Raw genomic sequence first — 26,969 nt, forward strand, 5'->3', positions numbered from 1 at the left:
GCTGTTTATTCAGCCTTTTTGCACTTTAGTTCAAAGAAAAGTATTCATAGAAAGCATTCATAGAAAAATAGCAGATGTTCGCCCTTCCTCTTTTCTCCGCCCCCAAGATTCTGTTCCACTAATGCGACACGTTAAATCATTGAAGACTCTAAAGATAACTGGGAGTGTCACCCTCTTGCGACACCTTAGTCATGAGTAAAATCTATCTCATTGAATTTTATAGCCTAATTGTTGGCATCAAATATGTATTAAATTAGGATGAATATTGCGATAAATGAGGTATCAATTATGAGTATTCACAATAAACCTCGTTTCTCATTTTTACCTATGTTTGCAGCACTTGTCCTTGCAGGACTGCCAATAGCAGCTAATGCGCTATCGGGTGCGATTTTCACCACCACAGCCGATGGTGGCATAGTCAATGAGAATGTGAGATATGGAAGTAAACTCGAAGTCTATCTTGATGGTGGGCCTAGAATGAATGCGCCAGCATCCGCTGCGGCGCTTCCTGATGGTAACTACTATTTCCAAGTCACCGATCCTAGCGGTAAGCAACTACTCTCCCTCGATCCTGTCGACTGCCGAGAAGTAAAAATCGAAAATGGCGTCATTACCCAATACCTAGGAGAGAGCCGTACTTACTTGGATAGGGAAAGTTGGTTTCCTGTACAGAGTTCCCAACCAATGGTAAAAAAACGATTACGGTTCATGAATTTAACCCAGACATCGATCACGGTGGAACCCCTCTCAATGCCATGGTCATTCAGCTCTACCCTTATGCCGACACACCCAATAAAGGTGGAGTTTATAAAGCTTGGATGACCCCTACGGATAAATATAGCGAGCAAAATGAAGGCTTTCACGGCTTTATTCCACGCTATGCTAAAACCGACAACTTTAAGGTAAAAGAGAAAAAACCTCAGTACGGTATTATCGCACTGCGTAACTACCACGATGCCAACTTAAACTGTCGTTTAGACCTAGGCGAGAAGTTTATCTGGCAATGGCAATATGGTATCGAAGATGGCTTAAATGTGCGTAATGACGATAACACCAATGACGAGTCAAGTGGCGACCCAACCACTATCTTGCTTAAAGAGGCACTAGGCCAGTTAAATGATACATGGTCTTTAGACCACTTCAGATGGACAGAGCATCAAGACAAGAACCTCAATAGTCAATATTTAACCACATCAGGTTATGTTCATGACTACCAAGCGTTTAGCTCACTCAATACCGGCCCAGAGGATCCTAATCTTTGGGATGGCGATGACGCTAATGACTTTATCCAGCGTTTCGTCATGGAAATGCCTTGTCCTGATTTGTTTGATGACGGCTTAGCGCCACATACCAGTAATGAGTACTCTGATTTAATCCCTGCAGCCTTAGGTGTAGAGCCTATGGTAGCTAGCGATCCACAGATCACTCTTACATTAAGTCAGGTGGGTTTTGCCAATATTGCGGTTAAAAAAGTATTCGATACCAATAATAATGGGATCCATGATGCCAACGAAGTTGGGATAGCTAACTGGCCAGTTCGATTAAAGTATGCACCTAGCTTACTTGAGTCTAACGGTGGCCCTATACCCGATACTATCAGTAGCACGGTTAATAAAGACGTGTATGACGAAGTGGTAGCACGCTTTGGACTCACCGCCGACCCGATCCTAGAAAACGGTTATGCAAACCGCATAACAGATGCCAACGGTATGATGACCTTCAGCGTTCTATTACCCAATGGCTATGGTGATGCACCGCTAACTCCCTATCCATCAGACTTCTACCAAGTTGAAGAGGCATCTGCTCAAGGCTGGATGGCAACATCAAGTGTCACTCTTGAGTTTGATGTGCGCTCCGAGGCTAGCGGCCCAGATGGTCGATTACCCCCTATCATGGGTAATGCCTACCTAGACAATAGCAGCACGCCTTTAGGTGACGTGGTATTTACTAATATCTGTTTCAAGGAGGCGAGTTTCGGCACTAAAGGCTATTGGCATAACAAAAACGGGCTGGGCGAAATGGAAGCAGCATTTGTCACAAGTTATATCAATGGTTTAGACCCTTATGACAGCGAAACAAGCTACTTCGGTAAAGGCGATGAGCCATTTGACGGTATGTTCACCAATGGTACACCTGTCGATGCTGCATACAAAAATGACTCAATCACAGATGGAATTTCAGCAGGTGCGGGTACCGTGAAAGCCGAAGTGTCACATTTTCTCATTGACGGCAATGGTGGCGGCGATCCAAGGGAACAACTTGCCCAGCAATTACTGGCATTTTTGTTCAATATTGAGTATCGCCTAGGTGGTGATGCCGTGTTAATGATGCCTGGCGGAGGCACTATGTCTAGCGCAGATATCGTTACTGCTGCAATCAGCGCGTGGCAAGGTACCGATGCAACGGCTCAGAATGACTATAAGACCTTGCTCGATACCTTTAACAACATGAAAGTTGCCGATGGTAACGGGGTTAAGTATGTACCGAGCGCCCCCGCAGATTGTCCGGCGCTCCCAAGTCCATACTAATGCCTATAACCTAATAGTTATAACCAATGCTACAACTAATAAGAGCTCAGGGAGGAGCTCATTTTTTCATCATCAAAAAACACCATATTACCGCTGCTTACTTAACACTGCTTGGAGGCTGAGGCCCACTGTCTCAATATTAAGACAACATAAAAAATAATAATAACCGCTTTTACAAACAATTAGATGACTTAAGACTGTGTTACGCAGATGCTCCCACATTGTAAGACTTGCGATCCCCCATATACAGCCTAAAATTTGTTCAAAACTTATTCTCTACTTGGTAATAAGCACAAGCCCTCTTCTAGACAATACCATGAGCAATTTTAAACATAGCGAGTCACCGATAAGGGAGCTATTGGTATTAAACTTTACCGACCACGATTTTCAAGGAGAGAGACAACTCAAACCCTTTAATTGGCACTGTACTCAGGCCGATGGCCTTGCTAGTGCGCTGCAATGCGTAAATTCAACCAAGATTAAAGTTGCAATAGCAATAATCTCAAACGGTCACAAGCTACAGATATTACGCACCATAAAACACCTCAATGCTCATCAAAATAACCTTATCTGGATAGCGATCACTGCAAAAACGCATACTCAGGATAAAAACCTAACCTCATGTTTATCTAGCTACTTTGCTGATTATCACCACCAGCCCATTGACTGGGATCGTCTAAATCACACATTAGGCCACGCATATGGTATGGCCGTCATAAAAGAAACGCTTTCCCAGCAGAGCAACTGTCCTTATTCTTCTCCCAGCCCCTCTCCTTGTAACAATCACCAATTACTCGGGGAGACTAAGCTTATCAAGCAGCTAAGATGTAACCTATCCAAAGTGGCAGGCTCTGATGAATCAGTTCTCATTAGCGGCGAAACAGGTACAGGTAAAGGCCTTTGCGCCCGCTTGATCCACGAGCAATCCAAACGGCGTTTAGGCCCATTAATCACGATCAACTGCGGCGCCCTTCCCCAAAACCTTATTCAATCCGAACTATTTGGCCATGAAAAAGGCGCTTTCACCGGCGCTGATAGGCAATATATTGGTCATATAGAAAGGGCTAATAAGGGAACGCTATTTTTAGATGAAATTGGTGATCTATCATTAGAGTCTCAAGTTAATCTATTACATTTTCTAGAAGAACACATCATAGAGCGCCTAGGCGGCAATAAAGCCATTACTATTGATTGTAGAATTATTTTCGCTTCTCACATTAACCTTGAAACCGCTGTTGAAGAGGGGCGATTTCGTGAAGATCTATACTATCGGATTAATATTCTACACCTTCACGCACCGAGTCTTAGAGAGCATAAAGCGGACATAACACTGCTCGCCAATGAATATTTAAAAATCTTCAGCTCTAAAGCACAGCAATACACGCTTTCGCCTCAAGCAGCAGAAACCATGCTTGCCTATGAGTGGCCTGGTAATGTCAGAGAGCTTAAAAACCGCATACATAGAGCCATTATAATGGCAAATGGTGACCCGTTAAGTGAAGCAGACTTAGGGATAAAAATCACCAAGATTCAGCCTGCTGACAACGATGTTGTTGACTTAGCCCAGCACAGGGTTGAAATCGACACAGAACTACTGCTCGATGCTATTAAACGTAATAACCACAATATATCGGCAGCTGCCCGAGAACTTAAAATATCCAGAACCACCTTTTATCGTTTGATTAAGAAATGCAAAATCAAACTCTAGCGGTGCAAACACCATTCGTGACTCCCACTATTGCAGCATAATGTCGACACATCCAATACTACAAAGACATGCGCTGCAACACCAAGTGTAACAAGCGTTACACTATCTGCTTGAACAACATTAGAGTGTAAATCGAGCACAAACAAACAGTTAAAAATTAACTCTAATCGCCCCCTGTTTCATCCTTGAAACATCAATACATTTTAAAGCTGCGCTAAGTATCACTTTTAACTTTGTATTCAGAACCTTACATCTATGGCGCAGTGTTTGCTTATTCTTTAGTCACAAGTTTGAATACCCACTCACTAAATCTCACTCACTGAAGCCCAGTGACATAGAGCTATTTCACTCCGGTGTTCAGCTTTATCGGCACTATGTCGACAACGGCGCAACGCTAAATTACGCCGAATATCTAAACATTTCACGCTAGCACTTTATCAAAAGTTGGCTAGCAAAAAGTAACAAGTACGTTTTATCCATATTAACTAATTAAGATGGTAAATATTATGAAACGATTTAAATGCAAACGACTTATCAAAGCGCTCGGTATTGCGCTGGTAAGCGCAACGACCCTTTATGGCGTCACGAGTCTGTCAACCGCAGATGCGGGATTCTTGCCGCAACTGAAAAATAATGTCTGCTTAGCCCAATACTCTGGTAGCCATTTAACCTGTACCGCCAATGATATTCGAGTCAGTGAAGTCAAAAATGTGACTAACCCTGACGGAACAACGCCGGTCGAGTGTACCGATGGAGAAGAATTTGATTTTAAAGCCGACTTCACCATAGTAACCACGGCCACCAGCCGTTATGGTTATGGGATCTGGTTACCAGAAGGCAAATGGAGTGCTAAAGACGAGAGCGAAACTAATACCTGTTCGGTGTTAAGTGGTAGTGCAACTGAATTACCTGGTATCGATTTAGATGGTGATGCCTGTGCCGATATAAGTAAAAAAGCAGGCAACAGTCAAGTACACGAATATGTCGGAGAAACGATCACCATGCTGTGTCGTGATGATGATAACTCAGACAAGGCCGATTTTAATTACTGTGCTTCTTGGAACCAACAAGAATATGGCAATTGTTCTGCCGGGGCTCCCACTCCCGCAGGTTCACCATCTAAATGTCGTTGTGACACCTTCGATATCGATGTATTTATCAAACCTAACCCACCAACCGTGATTAAAACCCTAACCAGCCAATCATCAACCCGCAGTGAACCAGGTGGAGCCTTAAACTATACAGTAAGCTTTACTAACCCTAATGCTCAGACATCACTGTTTATCACATCACTAACTGATGAAATAGATATTGGTGGTGAGGGAACGTTCGATGCTTCAATTAACCTTTGGGCTACTCCAGTTGCAGTCAATACAAATGTTGAAGGACAGTACCTGACCTCGACGAACTGCTCTATGCCTGCTAACGGCGGTGAAATTCTGCCTAGTGCCACCTACAGTTGTGCCTTCACGGTACACATTGTCGACAGAGACTTACCCAATGACCAAAGTCCGCAGTTCTACGATGACTTAGTCATGCTCTCGTTAGAAGATAAGAACGGTACAGCCGTTGTTGACGGTGATAGTTGTATCGATATTCCTGGCAGTATTGAGGGTGATCATTGTAGTAATGAGATCACTGTACAGATCACTAACCTGCCACCAGCAATTACCGTGACTAAAACGGCTAATCCAAATGAAGTATTAGAACCAGGTGGCAATGTTGAGTTTACCATTGAGGTTAAAAATGATGCTGAATTCTGGGACTCGCCACTTACGCTAACGACACTATCTGACAGCGTATACGGTGATCTTCTAGCGGGTGATTGTGGCGCGCTGTCTACTAGTATCGCTGAGAACGGAACTTACACTTGTAAATTCACTAAGGCTATTACCGGCAATGCAGGCTTTAAACACATGAATAAAGTGGATGCAATAGCCAAAGATGATGAAGGTGACACAGCACTTAGTGACAGTACGGAAATGGTCGCTGTCGTTGATGTGGCATCAACGATCTCACTGGTTAAAACAGCAGTTCCAAAGAGTGTCAGTGAAACCGGTGATGACCCCTCAGTCTATAGAGATGTTGACTATACATTTATGTTTACCAATACCTCCACAGTTGATGCTGTTAAATTCTACAAATTAGATGACGTGCTTTTGGATGCCAACATGAACCCCATTGGTACAGCCACAGATATCACAGCAGATTGTGATGTTAATGGTACCAATCTGGGTAACGGTATCTGGCTATCAGCGGGTGATTCAGCGAGTTGTGTTATCACCATGAAGCTACAAGGTGATGCTTGAGGTAATCATATCAACCTTGCTACGGTCTACTGTGTCGATGATGACCTAGTAGAGCGAGAGGCCAGTGATAATGAAACCGTAACCTTTACTAACCTCCCACCAGTAACAGCAATGACATTTTCCAGCAGTAAGCTTATGGTGTTGAAAATTAAAAATACCGGTATCGAAGATGTGACCTTAACAGATATCACCATACACGGTGAGTCTGTGATTGATCATTTGTCACCGGTACCCGGTCATACATTGCTCAATGACGGTGGGTCTCATGAATTTGTGCCATACCCAGCATGTGCTAATGGACACACCATTGGATATAGTGGTTCTCTAAACGATAACGATTTCTATGAGTGTCCCTTTACTGTTGAGCTTCTACCTGGTATTGATAGCGCAGCCGCTATCAATTATGCCACACCAGCTAACGACGGTGTAACAGTGTTATTAGAAGACAATGAAGGAAGTAAGGTTTCTCATGGCGTAAATATCGAAGTCAACGCTGTAAAAAATTAGCTAGTGCTTGAAGCTAGATAAGCTATAGCAACACTTGGGCGATAGAGTTTACCTTCGCCTTTTTTATTACTGTAGCAGTTACGAATCTAAAACTGTTCGTCAATTTATTAAGCCGTTATTTGCTATCCAGCATATGCACTCTTAGATAACCAAAATGATAAAAGCACCTCTTCGGTGCTTTTAGTTTTCTCTAGTTCTAGAATAACAAGCTTAGCTTATTCAGCCAAAGGCTCGGCTTTGTTCTCTAGCAATACCGGAATACCGTCATTGATAGGATAAGCCAGCTTGTCTGCCTTGCAGATCAGCTGTTGGGCTTCTTTATTGTATTCAAGCTTGCCTTTACACACTGGACACGCAACGATTTCGAGTAATTTTTTATCAAATGCCATTTCGAATGCCTTTACTTATCTGCTACCAACCGATCAATTTTGGCCAGTAGTTGTTTATCAAATGAGGGAGATAGCTTCGCATCTACCGCGAGATACCACCAGTTATCTTTTGCAAAATCGCGACATTTCACCGCATCTTTTTCAGTCATCACCAACAAACGGCCATTTGCTAGTTGATTAAGCGCTGTTTCACTATAAGCACTATGATCATCAAATGCTTGCGATTGCGCAACTTGATATCCCTGCACTTGCAGAGAATCAAAAAAACGTTGAGGATTGCCGATACCAGCCATTGCCACAAGAGGTTCACTTTTTGTTGGAGCAGCACTAGCATTATGATTTGCAGAAACCGGTAACCATTTGGCAGGTTCAAGGGTCATCACCTGCTCATCAGCAAGTGCAACACCGCCATTAACGATAACATGATCAACACTGCGTAAACGCCACGCACCTTCACGTAGTGGGCCTGCTGGCAATAACATGCCATTACCTAAACGTCGTTCACCATCAAGAATGATAAGCTCGATATCACGAGCCAGTTGATAGTGTTGCAATCCATCGTCACTAATAATGATATCCACATCAAACTCTACCAACAAGTGTTTAGCGGCATCGACCCGCTTAGCACCAACCACCATAGGCACTTGAGTTCGAGCCACTATCATCGCAGGCTCATCGCCAACACTATCCGCGCTATCGCCGGGAAAAACCGCACGCACACCATCAATTTCGACGCCATAGCCACGGCTGATAACCCCGGGTTTTAAACCGTGCTTTCTCAGCAACTCGATAAGATAAATGACGGTGGGTGTTTTACCACTACCACCAACGGTAATATTGCCGACAATAATCACAGGCACAGGCAACTTAAGCGCTTTTTTTACCTTTAAGCGAAACAGAAAGCGCCTAAAACCTGTGATCAGCGCAAATAACAGCGACAACGGCCAGAGCGCAAACCGCAGCGGATGACCTTGATACCACAGTTTATTTACCCAGGACTGCATTTAGCTACCAAACTGCATTTGATACAAGTTGGCATAAGCGCCGCCTTTGGCGAGCAGAGACTCATGAGTACCACGCTCGATGATCTTACCTTGGTCAACCACTAAAATTTGGTCTGCGCTTTCAATCGTCGATAAGCGGTGTGCAATCACGATAGAGGTTCGGTTTTGACGTAAGTTATCAAGCCCTTGCTGAATTGCCTTTTCAGACTCAGTATCAAGCGCTGAGGTCGCTTCATCAAGAATTAGTACTGGCGAATTGCGTAATATCGCACGAGCAATTGCAATGCGCTGACGCTGCCCACCAGATAACATCACGCCATTTTCGCCAATTTGGGTATCTAACCCTTCTGGCATAGGCTCAATAAACTCCATCGCATGAGCCAGTGTCGCCGCTTCAATGATCTGCTCTTTTGTCGCCACACCTGGATATGCATAAGCGATGTTGTTAGCAATGCTGTCGTTAAACAAGGTCACTTGTTGTGAGACTAATGCAACTTGGCTTCGCAACGACTTAAGTTTGTAATCATTGATATTTTGGCCATCAAGCGTGATTTCACCCGCTTTAAGTCCAGTATAAAAACGAGTGACTAAGCTGGCAATGGTCGATTTACCAGAGCCAGAACGGCCGACCAATGCTAATGTTTGCCCCTGCTCTACTTTAAAGTCAATACCGCTTAGTGCTAGCTTCTCATGTCCTGGATAGCTAAAGTCTACCTGATTAAAGGCAAGTTCACCTTTTACTCGCTCAACTTCTAGAGTACCAGTATCACTTTCAGGCTCAGTATCGAGTAGTTCAAACACTGTAGTACAGGCCGCGATACCACGCTGGAATTCAGCGTTAACCCGGGTAAGGTTTTTAATCGGCTGCAGCATCGCTAGCATGGCACCTAAAATAGTGGCAAACGTACCCGCTGTTAGTTCTGCTTTCATGCTGTCAATACTGGCTGCATAAAGTACAAATGCTAATGCAAACGAACCGATAATCATCACTAACGGCTGGCTAATAGCCTGAGCTGTAGCCAGTTTCATTGTTTGGTAACGGTTTTGATCGTTAACTTTTGCAAAACGCTGAGCTTCTGTTTCTTGTCCGCCAAAAGACAATACGTTCTTATGGCCTTTAATCATCTGCTCAGTCGCAGCAGTGACTCCGCCCATGGCGGTCTGAATTTGCTTAGACACTTTTCTGAATCGGCGGCTCACAACGGTGATCACTACGCCGATAATAGGGCCGACAATTAAGATAACTAAAGATAGTTTCCAAGAGAAATAGAACATGATAGCAATCATGCCGATCACGGTAATACTGTCTCTAACGATAGTGATCAGTGCACTACCCGATGCGCGCGCAATCTGTTCGGTGTCGTAGGTCACACGAGAAATTAAGTTACCGGTGTTTTCTTTATCCATGTAGCTTACCGGCAGAGTCAAGTAATGCTCGAAGACTTCTTGGCGCATATCCATAATCACCCGTGCACTCATGTAAGAAATACAGTAGGTCGACAGGAAGTTTGCAAGGCCACGAAGTGAGAACAGGCCGATAACGACAAATGGTGCCAACAGCAAAACATCACTGCCAGAGTTAAAACCGTCACCAGTACCAAAATCGAGACTACTTACGCCGCCCGTTACACCACCAGCAGCTTGGGCCGCTTGGCCTGCTTGACCACCAAAGCCTTCATCAATAAATGGTTTAATCACGGCAATAAATGTTGCGTCCACAAGGGCGTACATAATGAGGCCGATTATGGCAAAAGCTAATACTGTTTTAAGAGGCTTCAAATAACCTAATAAGCGCTTAAATACAGTCCAGACTTCATTTTTAGGAGATGTTGTCATTGAGAGATTAACATTTTGGCAAAAGAAGCATTCTACTCTGGATTTTTATTCTGGCCAAACCTAAACACTTTGTTATACCAAAATGGTGCAAAATCTGAACGATATGTTCGAACTTTCATAGTTTCTTGGTCAAATAAAACACTAACCTGCCCTTGTTCCCCAGCCGTAAACATAGCAATATCCCGTTGTTCATAACGTTCGACGACCTCCTTTTTAGGAAATCCATAGCGATTTCTAAATCCTGCCGGAAATAAAACCAGCTCGGGGGCGACAGCATCGATAAAGGATGTGGTAGAGGAGGTTCTACTGCCATGATGAGGGGCTATGAGTAACCGGCTCTGTAACCTAAAGCCGTACTTTGCTGCTCGTTCAAGTAACCGATATTCCGTCTGCTTTTCAATGTCCCCCGTTAGTAGCACGCTATTGCCGGTATCGCTAACTCGAATAACACATGAACCGTTATTCCCCTTTTTAGGCTCTAACGGCGCTAAAATTTCAAGATTAAGATTCTGCCAAACCAATGTCTTAGGTCTGCAGCTATGTTGCTGTATCGGGATCAAATCAGAGATCACTACGACATCGGGATACTTATCAATAATATAAGCAGCCCCGCCTGCATGGTCGTTATCACCATGACTGACGACAAGATAATCAATATTACCGATCCCCTGACTTTTTAGAAAAGGAAGTAACACTCTATCTGCATAACTAAAGGTGTCACCATATCGTGCGCCAGTATCATAAATAAGTGCCCGATTATTTTTCTCTATGACCAAAGATAATCCTTGCCCGACATCGAGTAAATGAACCTGCCAACGGTTCTCTTTTGGTGCTCCGCTAAAGTGAAATAACACGCTGAGCACTAACGGGAGTAACATTACTGACAATGGCAAACGCCATGTAAGTTGCTTAATATTAACCAGTAAGTAAAGGCCGATAGAGGCCATGATTAACGCAGCTACAACTTTGTCAGAAAGATCGAGCCAAACAAAGTTAACCTCACTAGCATAATCAAGTAAATTAACCACAGGAGTCATCGCCAGCGCTGCCAGAGTAAAAACACCACCGCCAGAAAACCCCAGAGCTGTCATAATGATAAAAGCTAGCAAAGACATCAGGCTTATCGGAATAAGCACTAGACTAAACCAAGGCACCAAAACCAGATTGACCAAAAGACTCACCAGAGAAGTCCCAGAGAAGAAAATCGCTTGAATAACACCTAGACCCAGCGTTAAGCGCCACTGCACTGCCCAAAATGCCAATGCTGCAATTTTTAATTGAGGCCATAAATGCCGATAAGGGATTGAGCTTTTATTTTCTGCAGCCGTAATACAACGGGTTGGCGCCGCCGGGCTATTGATTTCGAGAGCATTAGTTTCAAGAGAATGGGTGTCGGAAGTGCAGATTTGGGCCGAATGAGTCTCAAGCCTATTTGTCACTGACATTAGTGAGCCTGATGTCGCCTCAGCAGCTACGGAGAAGTAGCGTGTTACCGTGAGGAGAATAATGGTTAACGCACAAAATGATAACCAAAAACTTGCGCTCAATGGGCTTAGTGGGTCAATAAGCAAAATGACAAAAAGTGCATAGAGCAATCTTTCCCAGCTTGAGGAGTGACGGCTCAGCACGCTAAAGCTGATATAAGCAATCAACATGATAAGCGCACGCTGGGTAGACACCGAAAAGCCCGCAAGATAAGCATAAGCCACTGCGCCAAGCAGTGAGAATGCTAAACAACAAAGCCAATTACGCCGACTCGAAACTGGAAAACGACGATACAAAACCAATTTTGCAGCAATTAACAACCACAGTGATACCACTGACAGGTGTAACCCCGAGATAGCAAAAAAGTGACCCGCCCCTGTATTTCTAAGTTGTTGCCAACGCTCAGACGATATCATTGATTTATCGCCACTTAGCAGCGCTAAAAGCAGATCGGCACTTTCATAAGGTGATAAAACTAGTTTCAACTTTTCGATAAGCCTCATACGGTAAGACAAATCAGTTGTCAAAATTTGACCACTAATAACCTTACCTTTGCCTATAATGTGCTTAGCGAGCAGATGCTTTTGTTGGTTAAATCCCCCTTGATTTAAAATGCTCGTGATCGGTTTAACTTTAATCTGTAATTGCCAACGCTGACCAGGAACAATAAACGGCGCTTCGTTCCAAATTAATCTCATCCTCCTACTGACAAGATGGGGTGAAATTGAATCGATCAGCACAATATCCATACTAATCCGGTCGCCGTTTGTATGAACAAGTGATATGATTTCGGCCTCAACATTCAATGTTTCAATATTTTCGCCAGTGTTCCAGTCCATTAGTAGTGAATAGAAAATGCTTATCCAGCTTATTGCTAATAAGCTGCCAGCAATAAATGGAGCACGCTTACAGGCTGTAATAACCACTACGATCAACAAAGGTAGGATGTATAGGTTCACCAAGGATGGCCAAAGCATCGTTGACAGAATAGTGATGCAGTAACCGCACATAAATCGATTCATAGTGAATTAAGTTAAGACAGCAAATTGAAGTTATGCCAAAAAAAATTATTGAAAAATTTATGCCAAAGCCCGAAACATTGCGTGAACATAAACACTTGCGCATGTTTGGTGATCTACTCTTAAAGCCAAATCTGTGGACGTTAAATAGACGCTCAGCGCCTGGGGCATTTGCGGTAGGCCTGTTCGTCGCGTGGATCCCAATGCCATTTCAAATGGTACTGGCAGCGGCTTTAGCCATATTATTTAACGTAAACTTACCACTTGCAGTAGCGCTGGTGTGGATAACAAACCCTATCACCATGCCTTTTATGTTTTATATGGCTTACCTTTTAGGCGCCAGTTTACTCGGGCATGAGCCACAAGCATTTAATTTTGAAGCCAGCTGGCACTGGGTCCAAGCATCACTTGAAACCATAGGTCCGCCGTTTTTGCTTGGCTGTATTGTGTTGGCAGGTATTTTCTCACTGGTCGGTTACTTTGTGATAAAAAACCTCTGGAAATACTCAGTATTATTTAAGTGGAAAAAACGCTATAAATAGCCTGTTCGTTTGTTGAACAAAGAGCACAAAAAAAGCAGTCATCAAGACTGCTTTTTAATGGCTTTAAATCAGAGAATTACTGGTTTATTGCTATTATTTTTGTGCCAATACACTTTTCATCGATGGGACTATGGTCGTTGGATCGAGCCGAACCTGATACCAGTTCACTCGCCAATCCAAATGGGGGCCTGTCGAGCGGCCTGTTGAACCCACTTCAGCAACTTTATCGCCTTGTTTGACGGTATCGCCCTCTTTCACATAAAGCTTACTTAAGTGTAAAAAGCTCGAACTCACGCCATAACCATGGTCGATGATCATGGTGCCGCCAGAATAAAACATATCTGGCACAGAGAGTGATATCACGCCATCGGCAGGTGCCATAACCACAGTCCCTGTTTTTGCTGCCACATCAACCCCATAATGAGGTGTGCCAGGTTTACCGTTATATACACGCTGGCTGCCATACACTCCTGAGATCCTGCCTGTTAATGGCCATATAAAGCTTTGCGCAAAAGCATTACTCTCAGTAAATTGTGCCCTAGCCGCTTTGACTTGTTTAGAATCCTTTGCAGCGCGAGCTTGCGCGTTAGGATCGGGCTTCATTATTTTCTTACTGATCCCATTAACGTGTTGGATCTTATATTGCTGCTTTTTAATCTTTAACGGCTTCAGCTCAGTCAAACCATCGGGATAAACAAGCTTAAGCATCTGCTCTGACTCCGCTTCACGGGCAAAGCCGAACGCAAACTGACCTCGCTCGTTCACGCGTACCGGCTCATCATTTAAAAACACCTGAGTGCCAGGTTGTACCTGGGCTCGGATCAGTGCCCCTTGAGATAACTCACCGTTAAGCTGAACTGCCGCGCTCGTTTGAAAAGCTAAGCTAGTCAATAAACTAGTAAAAACAATCTGCGTAAATGGTTTCAAAGCCACTCCTTTAATACTGAGTTATCCGACCGTCCTGCTCGCAATAGCGCCTTTCCCCACGCCTTCGTAAGCAATCACTTTAAAACCACTGCTAGGGACTTTGTCAGATAAGGTCTGTGCCATATAGTCAGCCAATAACTCAACCGTCGTGTCATGAGGAAGAATATCGCAAAGCGCTTTAGGCATGGCTAACTGAAAGTCACCTTGGGGCGCTTGGTAATGGAAACCAAAATGGGTCGCATCGCTTACAGCTGTCTGTGGAGACAAAGACAATGAACCGACGAGAACTTGATCGTCTATTGTCGCGAGGTAAATATCGTTCCAACGTTTAGCCCAATACTCATCCCATTTGGGCGCCGCAATGCCATTTTCAAATACCGTTACAGGACTACGATGTCCGTGAGCGATTCGCTGGCAATTACCATCGTGCTTTTTTAGACCGTGACTGTAATGGTAATAGGGAGCATCATGTATTTCGTTTCTAAGTGTCAACGAAATACCTTCTACATTTGCGGGTAAGACTTCTTTTAAGGCTTGTTGTAAAAATTTATTCACGCTGTCAAAATCGATGATTTCACTCGGAATAAGTGCAAATGCTTGCGACGGACAGGCCAGATGAATATCACCTTGTTGGCTCGAAAAATCCATCCATACTCTGTCACCTTGTTGCTGCCAACGGGCTTCACTACAGGCAGTAGGAACCAACAGGCGGTGATCTGCCACCGCATCGATGGTATTTTTAATAGTGCGCTTCACTTTCGCGAAGTCGAGCACCATATTTTGCTCATCTAAACCACCGTCGAGCAACACATCAACAATCCAGCTTTCACCAACCATGCCTCGTATAGGGCACAGGTAAGAAAAATCGATAACCGTTAAATCTTTAACAAACAATTGCATTTTCGCTCCTAGGTAGAAAAACAGTCTACCTGTCTTAGTCCATGCAGCAATGGCCACAGGATGCTAATGTGTTGATGAGTCAGTAAGCTGACTCTTCTGATAATAACTTCAGCTTACAATGATCAAGCTCAACATTCGACTTTTTTAGTGTGAATTGCCTTTTTTAGAGCAAGCATTACACAATCCATGAAGCTGTTAACTATGCATCTTCATTACTGACTGCAAAATAACATTTGCCATTAGAACTTGCTGCATACACTTTTATAGAACTGTTTTGAAATATAAGCCGACACAAAAAAGCCGAACACTTAAGGTTCGGCTTGTAAATTTGCCTTTATTCATAATCAGCTATGAACAAGAGGCACTTGTAATGCTTAAGGGGTTACTCCCCCTTAAGACGGCGATCGAGTTGATCTTTAAGGTTTGCCGGTACACCTTTAATAATGATGGTGTCAGATACAGGATCGTAGATCACTCTCTCACCTAGATGTTGGCCATCAAAACTTAGCGTTACACCACCACCTGTGCCAGAGAACTTTTTCAACTGTCTTAAGGTTGGCTTATCACCAGGAAACTCCTCTTCTAATTCATAATTGCCGCCTTGGGCAAAGTCATAAAAAGAGTCCATACCTTGGTCTGCAAGTTCATCGGCTAAGTCTTTAATCTGAATCGAGGCACCTTCATCACAGCGCTCGCTACAGTAATCAAATACACGCTCTCGAGCTTGTTGACGCTCATCTTTGGTTAACTCACTATTACCCACAAAATCTTCAACAGCGTTCATCAACGACTTGTTCTGAGCCTTGGTATTAACACCTTCAACACAACCCATAAAGTCCAAGAAGAAATCAGCAACTTTACGTCCTGCACGACCACGCACAAAAGAGATGTACTTTTTCGATTCTGGATCAGCCTGCCACTCAGTTAAATCAATACGTGCAGCGAGTTGTACGTTGTTTAGGTCCAAATGTGTATTTTGCGACAGTTCCATATCGTCGAGTACTGTCATCGATGATTTTGCGTTAAGCAAAGACACAAACAGGTAATCGCTTGTCATGTAGGTGTAGCAAGATAGCAGCAAGAACCCGCCAGTGCTAAAGTCGTACTTAGCCAGTTCTTCTTGTAGCAACTTACCCGCAATCCCAGAAAATTCGACAAAGCCAAGCTCACCACTGCGATAAGTGGTTAAGGCTTCTTCAAACTTAGTGTTTGCTTCGCCATCTTCACCACTAATACCAAAATGGCCAAACCCTTTACCGGCTTTGGTGGTATAAGTTTGATGCAACTCTTCTAGCATCGCCTCAACCGCTTGGCTATTTAGCAAAGGTTGTGGACGTAATCGACAACTAAGTTGACCTTCACCATCTTGAGAAATGGAGTGGATAATTGCTTGTTCGACGTTAATACTCATTGAGCCTCGATAAAATTTGGCAAGGAGCGTAAGGCTTTCTCACACTCTTATTGGAAACAATTGATATCTGTCATTGGTAAGGGAAGAGCAATCCTACCTAATCCAACCACATTGTAATGCCCGCTATCATACCAGAGAGTCGCAATAAATCTATATTTGCTTGAGTGAACTAAGGCCTAGCGTTTAAAGTCATATGATTGCAGTATTAATGAATAAGCTGATTATAATCAGAACGAGAAAATAAAGGCAAAAACATTGAAAATCAACAAGATAAAAACAAAAGCAAGAAGGGTGAACACACAAGGTAGCATTGCTTGAATGTTAGCTTGATGCAAAAGCTGATTGGCGATTTTCAACACAAGAGTCACTTAATCCCACCGCCTAATTTCCAACACTGCAACCAGCACTGTAAAAAGTACAATAAAAAGTGCGGAGCTTCTGCAAAAAATCCGTTATTATATGCCGTTAATCAAGATTTAAAGTGAACCTTTTTAATTATGGCTATTCAATCCAAATATTCTAATACCCAAGTAGAGTCTATTATTGCAGATTTACTTGCAGTGCTAGCAAAACATCAATCTCCAACAGACTTAAGCTTGATGGCTCTTGGTAATTGCGTCACTCATCTGCTAGAAAAGAAAGTTCCAGCTGAGGCGCGTCAAGTAGTTGCAGAGCAATTTGCTAAAGCATTGTCGCAGTCAGTGAAAACTAACTAAGATACAGATATATTAAGCAGAATAAGTAGAGGCTAAAATAATGATTTTAGCCTCTACAACCCCTAAACAATAAATGGGTCAACATGGTCGAGCGACAAAAACAGATTGGACGTGATCGCGTCTCACGCTTAGTAAGCTGGGGGCACTGGTTTGCTTTCATTAATGGACTACTGGCCATTATTGTCGGCTATCGCTATCTCGACACCATAGGACTTCCCGAATCATTTATTGGCTGGGGCTATTTAGTTATTAGCACCGTAGGTCATTTTAGCTTTTTAGCTTTTATGGTTTATCTGGTGCTTATCTTCCCTGTTACCTTATTGCTTCCTTATTCAAGGGTCCTCAGGGGATATGCCGCTGTAGTGGCGACATTGAGCTTATGTTTATTACTCTATGATACGGTTATCTATGATGATTATGGTCTTCATCTAAGTCCCTTTGTATTTGATCTGGCCTGGGCGGACTTAAATGCCTTATTAAGGGGCACCTCCTACATCATCACACCTCTCGCCATTTTGGCGATAGAGCTTACTTTGGCGAATTTCCTTTGGAAACGGATTGAAAAAATCCGCAAACGGAATATAGGTAACCGAATAGTCGTGATTGTTGGTGCCTGTTTTGTTGCTAGTCACCTGATCCATATTTGGGGCGATGCCGCAGATGTAACCGAAATTACCCATTTCGATGATGCTTATCCATTGTCTTACCCCGCTACGGCTAAAAGCTTAATGGAAAGTTACGGTATTGAAGGTATTCAAGATCAGCAGAACCAAACGCCACCAAAGGCTAGCCTAGACTACCCATTAGCAAAGCTGCAATGTAGCGCTGATGACCTACCTAACATTTTAGTCATTGCAGTTGATAGTTTACGAGCCGATCTAGTTGATAGCGCGACCATGCCTTTCCTTGCATCTTATGCGAAAAAGAACATGGACTTTACTGAACACCTCAGCGGTGGCAATCAGTTTAGTAGCGGCATGTTTAGCCTGCTTTATGGGCTTCAAGGTAGCTACTCTAACGCGGTAGATTTACATTTCCGTAGTCCAGTATTAACCCAAGAACTCAGCGATAAAGGGTATCAATTAGCGTTATTTACCACTCAAGATACCCTAGGGCAGCCCCAAGCAATATTTAACGACTTTACACGCGTTAACTCAGAGCATATCGACAGCTACGCAAAATCTGATCTGCAGTCCGTTGCTAACTGGCAAAAATGGACTCAATCGGCGGCCCAACCCTGGTTTGGCTTACTCAACCTAAAGTCACCAGAAAGCTATGACACGCCTATTGGCTTCTTAGGTATTAAAACGGTTCAAGCATCGTCAAAGTTTAAGCCTGCACAAAAAGTACTATTTAACCAGTATCGACAGTCGCTTAACTTTATCGACAAACAGATTGAGCAGGTTGTGAGCACACTTCCAAAAAGTACTATGGTTGTCATTACAGGTATCAGCGGCAAAATGTTTACCAGTAATTCTGACGAAGCAAGAGTCAACCTGTCACCCGATAGCATTCGCGTACCAATGATTATCCATTGGTCAAATGAAGAGACAGCCAAAAAAATAAAATATCGCACGACGCACAACGGCTTAGTGCCGGCAATTTTGACTCAAACCTTAGGTTGTACCAACCCTGCATCAGACTACAGTTCTGATCAGAGCCTAATGCAACCGAGTGATAAGACTTGGGTTTATGTTGGTGACCATCGTATTTTTGCGATTTATCAAGAGCATGAAATTACCGTTATTGATCGACATGGTAAGTACCGTATCTACGACAATGACTATACTAAGCCGTTAAAAAAGAAATTAAGTGCCCCAGAGCTTGTGGAAGTGATGCGAGAAGGTCGTAGGCTTTACATCCACTAAAAGTGCTATAGCATAAAAGACTATAAACTAAGCAAACGAATTCTCATCACACATGAAGAGCTTGCGCTAACAATAATGACTTGATAAAGTGCGGGTTCTTCAGAAATACCCCCTTAGTTATAAATGCTTTATAACTTGTTCTGTAGAATATCTCGGGATATGGCCTAGTCCGGTAAGGCGCTTGTCTGGGGGACAAGAGATCACAGGTTCAAATCCTGTTATCCCGACCAAATTATACAAAAAAGCCAGCTAATCGCTGGCTTTTTTGTATCTGCAATTTGCAGTAGCAAACTAGATAAAAGCACTGTGTTAAATTATCACTACAGCGCTTTTATCACTGCCGAGTATTTACTCGTGACAGTCTGAACACTCTTTCATTGTTAGGTCAGGAGTGTGGATCTCTGTATCTAACTCGTGAGCACTTGCCATATCGTGACAATCGTTACAAGTCGCAATGCTTGCTTCCATTTCTGTATGCTCTTCAACATTAATTGTCTCGTGGCAGTCAGTACAGTTTACAGCCATAGCTGAAGCAGAAAACGCTAACGCAGCAACCAAAGTTAAATATTTCATATGCATTCCTTAATATCGGAGTTATCGCACTTAATGTTTGTGGTGTCACAGAACTGTTAAGGCTTATTTTGTTAGTGCTGCCTAATAAATGAAAGACTTAGTGTCTCAGCAGCCCTTGCCTACCATGATATGAATTAACCTTAACTGAAACTTAAATCTAGCCATCAAATTGAACAAAAGCTGAATGACTCCTCGATGACTTGTAAAGGATGTGAGCGAGGTCTGACATATCATCAAATTTAAATATTTTTCTTTTAAACCTGATAGTTCCCAATAAGAAAGCCTCAGTCAAACAAGTTGACCTTACTGACTACTTTTTGCACACTCAGTCTCTGATATTTGGTTAAAAGTTGATATCTAGCTATAAAGTTAATAGATTGTAAACTGCCAAGACAAAACAAAAACTTCCACCCTAACTAAGGCGCATATTTTTGGGGAAAATAGAAAAAAACAAATTATTGTTAGCCACTTCGTTAGGCGTAATCGGCTTAATCATCAACCTATACCCGATACACTTATTTGCTAACATTCAACTGATCCTTGGCAACGTTTCCTACGTTATTGTCGCAGTATTGCTGGGCCCTTGGTATGCACTTTATACCGCAATCATTACCGTCACCGGCTTAATGATTGCCTGGGACAGCCCTCACGTTTACGTCTTATTCGGCGTTGAAGCGCTCTGCTTAGGTTTAGCTAGAAGAAAAGATATTTACGCCTTATATGCCAGCTTTAGCTTTTGGCTATTTATCGGTATGCCGCTCTTCTACCTTTATATCTTTTTATTTTCCGACTTGCCTAGCAGTCATATTGCATTCGTCATTTTAAAACAGGGAATTAATGGTCTGGTTTATGCTTGTATCGGCTCTTTGCTGATCATCTTAACGCCCTCTTTCTGGTACTTTTCATACAAAGTAAAGGACAAGCAGCGTCGAACGTTCAATGCACAACTCACCTATACTTTTACCCTCGTCATCACTATCGCTTTGCTATTGTCAGCCTTACTGTTTAATAACCAATTTATTGAACGCAAACAACGCTTGCTATATAGCAATATTAAAAGCTCAGCCAACCACCTGGCTTTATCAACGCAAGCCTATCTTGATTCGCATACAAGAGCGATTACCAATGCAGCTGCTTGGCTCAGCCTAAATAAACACAGTAAGACAGAAGAACAAATATTACTGTCTGAGCTACATAATAATTACTCTGGATTCATTACTATGTTGCTCGCCAATGACGAAGGCAACGTCATTGCCGCTAGCCCCGCGTCCTTGCTTACCAATGGCACTGTTAATCCTCAAAAATTTAGCATCCGTGACAGAAACTATTTTATCGAATCTTATATAAACCAACGCGCTTATATTTCACCACCGTTTTTAGGTAAAGGCTTTGGTAATGATCCTATCGTAGCGATTAGCTCGCCCATTTACCCAGCCAACAACCCTCATCAACCGATAGGCATTATCGAAGGCTCACTCAATTTAAATGAATTTAAAAAGGTTGATAAATTCAACACTGATTCACAGCACCAGTCCATTGTGCTCATCGATAAAAATAGAAAAGTGATTTACGCCTCAGATGGACTCGATATAGCGCCCTTGAGCGAATTTAGCTTCTCACAACCTAGCGAAAACTATATTACCTCTCTCCCAATGCTTAATATCAGCCACGGCGACAATAAGGCGCCTGAGTATGTTTATGCCAGTGTGACGCTCAGTAATGATTGGCAATTATTTGTACTGAATCCTTTTAGGCCATTGGTAGAATTGGTCGAAAGCATGTACTTAGCCACGTTTGCAATACTGCTTATTTCATTATTGATCACTATTTATATTTCACGAGTGATCAGTGCGCGCCTGACTCTGCCTTTAGAAAATATCGCCAATAAGTTCAGCACTAGCCTTGAAGGTAATAATGTCGAATATGCTGTAAACGAAGAGTCTCCTCAGGAGGTTTATTCGCTATTTAAACGTCTACAGCAAAGTAAGAGTCAGCTTATTGGTTATCAACTAGAGCTAGAGGAGAAAGTAGCAATACGGACCCTGGAGCTTGAGCACGCCAATAGCAAGTTAAAAGCGCTGGCAGAAAAAGACCCACTAACGGGCTTATATAACCGCCGCTATGCAGAAGATAAGTTTCCAGCGATTCAAGATCTTTGCCAACGAAGCGATGAAGTCATTGCAATCGCATTGCTAGACCTTGATAAGTTCAAGTTTATTAACGATACCTATGGTCATGACGGAGGCGATCTCACCCTTAAACGCATTGCCAAGTTGCTAAAACAAGAGTTTAAACGCGATTCAGATATTATTGTTCGGTATGGCGGCGAAGAGTTTCTGTTGATCATGCCACTGTGTAATGCACTAAAAATTGAACATCACTTGGAACGCTTTAGACAGAAACTTGAAAGTCTAGTCATCGATGCTAAGCAAACGTTTCAAGTCACCACCAGTATCGGAGCAGTTATTGGTAATGGTACCTTTAGTACATCACTGGAAGACTGGGTTAAACAAGCAGATCTCAACCTGTATCAAGCCAAAGAAGCCGGTCGAAACCAATTAGTGTTCACGACCTTAGAAGATAAAGAACTCCCTGACAATTAGGGGATAATCGTCTCGTCCATTTTACTGAGTATATAGGGATAAAATGGATTCCATTTCTGTCTCATGATCTCGCTAGCCGGAACACTGAGCACCCCTTTCTCTCCTCGAGAAGCACCTGAGCCTATCTGAATATGTTGCTTGTCAGCATCCCAAACAGGGCCATACAAGCCATCGCTCATAGGAAACGGTAATGCTACGTGTGACAGTGAATAAACTTGCTTAGGCCAGCTTAATGACAGCGGTATGACACTAGCGTCATTGATACTACGGCTTTGAATTGCACGACTATCAAGGCTCTGGTTTTCAATTAAGGTAAAATCATAATTGAATTCTCCATCGGTCATCATCTGTCGATAAGGTTGTAACGGATCATTTAGAATCAGGCTTAAATTGACTTGCGTACGGTTAATATCAAATAGCACCAATTCATGGCCTGCATCAGGTAGCTGGCTATAGAGTGCACTTATCACAGCGCTTGTATCCACGGTATCATCAGTCAGTGACTGAAAGGTCAAAATGGGAGGTAAAGCATTTAATCCCGTCTGCCCGAGCTGCTTTATCAGCTGTTGATTACGCATTGAAAGTTGATAAACAACATCCCCAGCGTTAACCGCAAAAGAACCATACTTAAACGGATCGTATTCAGCTTGAATACTGTTCCAGCTCAGTTTATCTAGCCCCAGCACAGTACCTAGCCTTGCTTGCCATTTAGCCCCTGCGGCAACAGGAGGTAAACCGATTGCAGGAGAAAGAAAAATCATCGCCGAGTAATCAGCTAGTTTTTTCGTCGCTAAGCGCTCTAATTCATAGTTTAGCGCGAGCGCTGCCCCTGTGGAAAAACCAACTAAGTAGAGGGGTTTGTCCCCCAACGCTGTTTTCATATGCTGGGTAGCCAGCGCTACAGCTCCAGCCATGTCTTGCCAGTAGATATTGGTGAGTGCTGAGGGTAAAGTGCCATGGCCTGGTAACCTAAGCCCTAAAACATGAGCCTTATTTTTATAATGCTTGGCGAAGTGTGACATGGCGTACGGAGAATCAGACATGCCGTGCAGTAGCAACACGCCGTATTCGGCATCAGCTTTGGGCCACTCATAGCTGCGATTCCAATCTTGCTCCCAGTGGCCAGGATCCGAATAACTGCCTCTCACATAACGATTAATGATATCGAAGGACTGTGGGTCGACAGGCTGCTGATACACTTTACTTTCTAGCTCAGCGAACAGTTTATCTTCAAGCTCCAGATATTCTTCAAAGCTATTAAGGTTGCTGTTTACGCGATATTCAGAGGTTAAGTCGGTAGTATGCCAAAGTGACAGATCGGGACGGGAATTTAAAAACCATACGGCCATAGCAATTAACGCAATGCTAGTGCCTAAAGATGCATAAAACAAAGCAAAGGCAAGATGTTTTGTTGATCCAATAATAATGGCTTTCATAAGCGTCGCTATTCATCCTAAACAGGCAATATAATAAAAGATAATGTAATAATAAAAGATAACGTACACGTTTTTAATACGAACTGGTAAAGATAAGGGCTTACATTGAATAAAAATAATTACCTCATCGGCGAACTCACCGCGAGCACCTGCTTTTACTTACCCACTCCACCAGCAATCATTGATGACTGGCATTACCACTCAAGCGATGCAATCGCGCAACTTATCGACGCTAATGGCAATCATTGGCGTAAAATATTTACCATAATGGCTAAAATTTCAGTGACCGATAAACAGTGGAAACACTATCGCGATACACAATTATTAAAACACAACGAATCTATCTGCATCGGTGCCACCAAGTTAACGCCAGGCGCCACACTTCACATTGTTTGTGGCCAGCAAAGCGCTCACGCATTGTCATTATCTGAACAACAATTTAATCCAGTAGATCCCACAACAACTTATATCAGCAGGCACCTTAATCAAGCCATCTATCTTTGCCCTTATCTTGATTATCGTCAATTTCCGAACCTGCAAATAGATAAGTTAAGGGCCAGATTAAACTTGCCCGCACTAAGCTAATCTCTAAGCCAACCTCTGAGCTCGTTTGCTTAAGGTTAGCGCTTAACGCTATGGTTTAACGATGCCGCTTAAAGATAAAGCTTAACGCTATTACTTAAAGCCATTTTTTAAAGCTATTGTATAAAAAACTGTTGCTTAAAGCGGTTTCTTAAAGTCATGCCAATACTCGATGTTGTAATACAGAACAACATATTTTCTAGGCAAGTACAAACAACAAAGGCGCCTAGGCGCCTTTGTTGTTAATCAAGTCATTGGGTTAATATCAAAATTTATAAATCACATTATTTGCTCATAAAATTTAGTATCTAACGCAACCCAAGCCGCTACTCAGGCGCTTTGACCCTAGTCATAAATTGTTGGAATTGGCTCACGCTTGTGTTGAGTCGCGCGGTATATACCAACTAGCTTATCATTAACGAAGTGGCTGACTTCTTTACCCTCTAAAAAGTCATCAATTTGATCATAGGTTAAACCCAGTGCGACTTCATCTTCTAATTGCGGTTTGCCCTCTTCCAGATCAGCCGTTGGCGCTTTAACCACCAGCTGTTCAGGTGCACCTAAGCATGCAGCTAGCTGGCGAACTTGACGCTTATTTAGGCCAAATAAAGGCGCTAAATCACAGGCTCCATCGCCCCACTTAGTATAAAACCCGGTTATATTTTCAGCACTGTGATCGGTACCAACCACTAAACCACCGACTAAACCCGCGATCTCGTATTGAGCAACCATGCGCATTCTTGCCTTCACGTTGCCTTTCACAAAATCAATTTTATCATCTTCTGGTAAGCTAATACCCGCGGCTTCAACGGCAGCCAGCGTTTCACTATGAACACCATCAACGCCAAGTTTTACATTCAGCGTAACTTGCTTTGAAGGTTGAATAAACTGACAAGCCAATTGCGCTTCATCTTCATCCTTTTGTACATCGTAAGGTAAACGAACTGCAATGAACTGGTATTGGTTAGTCTCTGAGTCAGCGTTCAGCTCATCAATAGCAAGCTGACACAAGCGACCAGCCAATGAAGAATCGACACCACCACTGATCCCCAAAACTAAAGAAGAGGTACTGGACTGCTTAAGCTTTGACTTAATAAATGCAACCCGTCTTTGTATTTCAAAAGCGGGATCAATAGCCTTAAGCACTTTCATTTCTCTTAAGATCTGTCCTTTCACGTTCTGCGCTCCAATAGTGTTGGCATAAAATCGGTGTCTATTATGGGCCAATTGTTGCGATTATTCACGGGCTGATTACTCACAATCGTGTTAATTTATTATTTCTAAACTCACAGCTGTTTTAAATTAAGCTTCTTGGCATTTACTCAATAGCTATGTTGCTCTTAATCAGCAGTAAATCAAATAATTACCTAGGCATCAGATGGAACTTCAATTACTTATATCACTGTCATTCATCCATCTCATTGCGCTAGCAAGCCCAGGGCCTGATTTTGCTTTAGTGGTTCGCCTTGCCACTCAAGAGTCTCGCGCTGCAGCTGTTGCCTCGGCGCTTGGCATAGCGGTCGCGATTCTCGGGCACACCCTACTCAGTTTAACGGGGGTTAGCCTTATCATTCAAAGCTCTGCCCTTTTATTCACCCTTGTTCAGTTGGCTGGCGCTAGCTATTTAGCCTGGATGGGCATGGGCGCGATAAAAGCTGCATGGCTGCACTGGAAAGATCCTGTATCGATTGAAACAGCCACGCAAGGGCGAGGAATAACCCCTTATAAAGGCTTTATGCAAGGGCTCTATACCAATATTTTAAACCCCAAGGCTCTGGTGTTTTTCATCACGCTATTCTCTACTCTGATCACCCCACAGGTCAGTTTCGCAACTAAGAGTATGGCCGCTTTACTATTGTTTTCTTTATCCTTTATCTGGTTTAGTTTGATTGCGGTAGTACTGTCCAAGCCCACTATTCAGCTTAAAATGAAACAGGCCAGCCCACTAATTAATCTCGTTACCGGGCTTGTATTTATTGGCGTAGCACTGATGATTATCTCGGGACTCGTGGCATCACACTAGCAAATCGAATACAGCGAGTGCTGGGTAGGATGTCCGAATGTCGTGATCGCATGTTCAATGATGTTCCCTACATCATAATGACATTTCCCATATTCCTAAGGGTCAGATGTGAAGGAATGACCTTATGTGCAGATACTGCTGAGGCTCGCCCCTAGTAGGTCCAGGTAGGCTTAACGAAAACATCTGATGTGAATGGATTCACAAATGCCGCGGTGACATAGATGACGTAGAGCAGCCATGTTTTCATCGGTTGCAGCCGTATCAACGTTGGATAATTGGCGCCTTCATTTGGGAAGTCGTGGTTTGATGTCTAACTTGAAAATGCCCCAAAGTTGGTTGCCCTTCGAATGAAGGTTGATTACATTTTTTGTCTGAGCTGTGGCTACGGGGCTGCTAATTCGAAATAGTCGCTTTAGAGTTATCAATCGCCTGCAGCGGGTGCTGGACAGGACGTCCGAATGTCGTGATCACATGGTCAATGATGTTCCCTACATCATAATGACATTTCCCATATCCCTATGGGGCAGATGTGAAGGAACGACCTTATGTGCAGACACTGCCGTGACACGCAACAAGTCCATCCTTGGAAGCTCGGCCATGACG

21 protein-coding genes and 1 tRNA gene are annotated in these 26,969 nt (G+C 43.1%); 12 read left to right on the plus strand and 10 right to left on the minus strand.

The window, feature by feature from the left end; translation table 11 throughout:
- Window positions 1–288 precede the first annotated feature (288 nt).
- The 5 genes from ACVBJC_RS17370 (at window position 289) to ACVBJC_RS17390 (ending at window position 7,052) form a co-directional block, all read left to right on the plus strand.
- A complete protein-coding gene (locus tag ACVBJC_RS17370) occupies window positions 289–822 on the plus strand; it encodes a hypothetical protein (RefSeq protein WP_447162217.1) in 534 nt (177 codons plus the stop codon).
- On the plus strand, window positions 819–2,528 hold the full coding sequence (locus ACVBJC_RS17375) for a hypothetical protein (protein ID WP_447162216.1): 1,710 nt from the start codon (window positions 819–821) through the stop codon (window positions 2,526–2,528). The genes ACVBJC_RS17370 and ACVBJC_RS17375 overlap by 4 nt, the downstream gene beginning before the upstream one ends.
- 316 nt (window positions 2,529–2,844) lie before the next feature.
- Complete coding sequence (locus ACVBJC_RS17380; RefSeq protein ID WP_447162215.1) at window positions 2,845–4,236, plus strand: sigma-54-dependent transcriptional regulator; 1,392 nt, start codon at window positions 2,845–2,847, stop codon at window positions 4,234–4,236.
- Window positions 4,237–4,742: 506 nt separating this feature from the next.
- Window positions 4,743–6,545, plus strand: a complete 1,803-nt coding sequence (locus ACVBJC_RS17385; RefSeq protein WP_447162214.1) for a hypothetical protein — start codon at window positions 4,743–4,745, stop codon at window positions 6,543–6,545.
- A 111-nt stretch (window positions 6,546–6,656) separates the two neighbouring features.
- Complete coding sequence (locus ACVBJC_RS17390; RefSeq protein ID WP_447162213.1) at window positions 6,657–7,052, plus strand: hypothetical protein; 396 nt, start codon at window positions 6,657–6,659, stop codon at window positions 7,050–7,052.
- A 215-nt stretch (window positions 7,053–7,267) separates the two neighbouring features.
- On the opposite strand, the gene ACVBJC_RS17395 is transcribed toward ACVBJC_RS17390, so the two are convergent.
- The 4 genes from ACVBJC_RS17395 to ACVBJC_RS17410 are packed head-to-tail and all read right to left on the minus strand — an operon-like array spanning window position 7,268 to window position 12,788.
- Window positions 7,268–7,441, minus strand: coding sequence for a Trm112 family protein (locus ACVBJC_RS17395; RefSeq protein ID WP_084221416.1), 174 nt, complete (start codon window positions 7,439–7,441; stop codon window positions 7,268–7,270).
- An 11-nt stretch (window positions 7,442–7,452) separates the two neighbouring features.
- Window positions 7,453–8,445, minus strand: a complete 993-nt coding sequence (gene lpxK / locus ACVBJC_RS17400) for a tetraacyldisaccharide 4'-kinase (protein WP_447162212.1) — start codon at window positions 8,443–8,445, stop codon at window positions 7,453–7,455.
- On the minus strand, window positions 8,446–10,281 hold the full coding sequence (gene msbA / locus ACVBJC_RS17405) for a lipid A export permease/ATP-binding protein MsbA (protein ID WP_447162211.1): 1,836 nt from the start codon (window positions 10,279–10,281) through the stop codon (window positions 8,446–8,448).
- A 32-nt stretch (window positions 10,282–10,313) separates the two neighbouring features.
- On the minus strand, window positions 10,314–12,788 hold the full coding sequence (locus ACVBJC_RS17410) for a DNA internalization-related competence protein ComEC/Rec2 (protein ID WP_447170513.1): 2,475 nt from the start codon (window positions 12,786–12,788) through the stop codon (window positions 10,314–10,316).
- 32 nt (window positions 12,789–12,820) lie between these two features.
- On the opposite strand from ACVBJC_RS17410, the gene ACVBJC_RS17415 reads away from it, so the two are divergent.
- Window positions 12,821–13,327 (plus strand): DUF2062 domain-containing protein, encoded by a 507-nt coding sequence (locus ACVBJC_RS17415; RefSeq protein ID WP_447162210.1) that lies wholly within the window; start codon window positions 12,821–12,823, stop codon window positions 13,325–13,327.
- Between the two features lie 93 nt (window positions 13,328–13,420).
- On the opposite strand, the gene ACVBJC_RS17420 is transcribed toward ACVBJC_RS17415, so the two are convergent.
- The 3 genes from ACVBJC_RS17420 to yejK all read right to left on the minus strand — a co-directional run bounded on the left by ACVBJC_RS17420 (window position 13,421) and on the right by yejK (window position 16,565).
- Complete coding sequence (locus tag ACVBJC_RS17420; RefSeq protein WP_447162209.1) at window positions 13,421–14,254, minus strand: M23 family metallopeptidase; 834 nt, start codon at window positions 14,252–14,254, stop codon at window positions 13,421–13,423.
- A 21-nt stretch (window positions 14,255–14,275) separates the two neighbouring features.
- Window positions 14,276–15,154 (minus strand): 6-carboxytetrahydropterin synthase, encoded by an 879-nt coding sequence (locus ACVBJC_RS17425; protein ID WP_447162208.1) that lies wholly within the window; start codon window positions 15,152–15,154, stop codon window positions 14,276–14,278.
- Between the two features lie 382 nt (window positions 15,155–15,536).
- A complete protein-coding gene (gene yejK / locus ACVBJC_RS17430) occupies window positions 15,537–16,565 on the minus strand; it encodes a nucleoid-associated protein YejK (protein ID WP_447162207.1) in 1,029 nt (342 codons plus the stop codon).
- 497 nt (window positions 16,566–17,062) lie between these two features.
- Between yejK and ACVBJC_RS17435 the strand changes: the two genes are divergently transcribed.
- The 3 genes from ACVBJC_RS17435 to ACVBJC_RS17445 all read left to right on the plus strand — a co-directional run bounded on the left by ACVBJC_RS17435 (window position 17,063) and on the right by ACVBJC_RS17445 (window position 19,379).
- The gene (locus ACVBJC_RS17435) at window positions 17,063–17,281 is read left to right on the plus strand and encodes a YejL family protein (protein ID WP_447162206.1); all 219 of its coding nucleotides are present in this window, start codon (window positions 17,063–17,065) and stop codon (window positions 17,279–17,281) included.
- A gap of 83 nt (window positions 17,282–17,364) precedes the next feature.
- On the plus strand, window positions 17,365–19,149 hold the full coding sequence (locus ACVBJC_RS17440) for a DUF3413 domain-containing protein (protein WP_447162205.1): 1,785 nt from the start codon (window positions 17,365–17,367) through the stop codon (window positions 19,147–19,149).
- Window positions 19,150–19,302: 153 nt separating this feature from the next.
- Window positions 19,303–19,379: transfer RNA gene (locus tag ACVBJC_RS17445), tRNA-Pro, on the plus strand.
- 118 nt (window positions 19,380–19,497) lie between these two features.
- Here ACVBJC_RS17445 and ACVBJC_RS17450 read toward each other — a convergent pair.
- Window positions 19,498–19,722: a cytochrome c3 family protein gene (locus tag ACVBJC_RS17450; RefSeq protein WP_447162204.1), complete on the minus strand. Its 225-nt coding sequence runs from the start codon at window positions 19,720–19,722 to the stop codon at window positions 19,498–19,500.
- A gap of 431 nt (window positions 19,723–20,153) precedes the next feature.
- Here ACVBJC_RS17450 and ACVBJC_RS17455 point away from each other — a divergent pair, with 431 nt between their 5' ends.
- A complete protein-coding gene (locus ACVBJC_RS17455; protein ID WP_447162203.1) occupies window positions 20,154–22,325 on the plus strand; it encodes a sensor domain-containing diguanylate cyclase in 2,172 nt (723 codons plus the stop codon).
- On the opposite strand, the gene ACVBJC_RS17460 is transcribed toward ACVBJC_RS17455, so the two are convergent.
- Window positions 22,322–23,761, minus strand: coding sequence for an alpha/beta hydrolase (locus tag ACVBJC_RS17460; protein ID WP_447162202.1), 1,440 nt, complete (start codon window positions 23,759–23,761; stop codon window positions 22,322–22,324). The two genes, ACVBJC_RS17455 and ACVBJC_RS17460, sit on opposite strands and share 4 nt — an antisense overlap.
- Before the next feature lie 105 nt (window positions 23,762–23,866).
- On the opposite strand from ACVBJC_RS17460, the gene ACVBJC_RS17465 reads away from it, so the two are divergent.
- Window positions 23,867–24,346 (plus strand): DUF6942 family protein, encoded by a 480-nt coding sequence (locus tag ACVBJC_RS17465; protein WP_447162201.1) that lies wholly within the window; start codon window positions 23,867–23,869, stop codon window positions 24,344–24,346.
- Between the two features lie 342 nt (window positions 24,347–24,688).
- On the opposite strand, the gene nadE is transcribed toward ACVBJC_RS17465, so the two are convergent.
- Complete coding sequence (gene nadE, locus ACVBJC_RS17470) at window positions 24,689–25,519, minus strand: ammonia-dependent NAD(+) synthetase (RefSeq protein ID WP_447162200.1); 831 nt, start codon at window positions 25,517–25,519, stop codon at window positions 24,689–24,691.
- A gap of 202 nt (window positions 25,520–25,721) precedes the next feature.
- Here nadE and ACVBJC_RS17475 point away from each other — a divergent pair, with 202 nt between their 5' ends.
- Window positions 25,722–26,366: a LysE family translocator gene (locus ACVBJC_RS17475; protein WP_447162199.1), complete on the plus strand. Its 645-nt coding sequence runs from the start codon at window positions 25,722–25,724 to the stop codon at window positions 26,364–26,366.
- Window positions 26,367–26,969: the final 603 nt, after the last annotated feature.

It is taken from the genome of Shewanella sp. 0m-6, assembly GCF_052977325.1.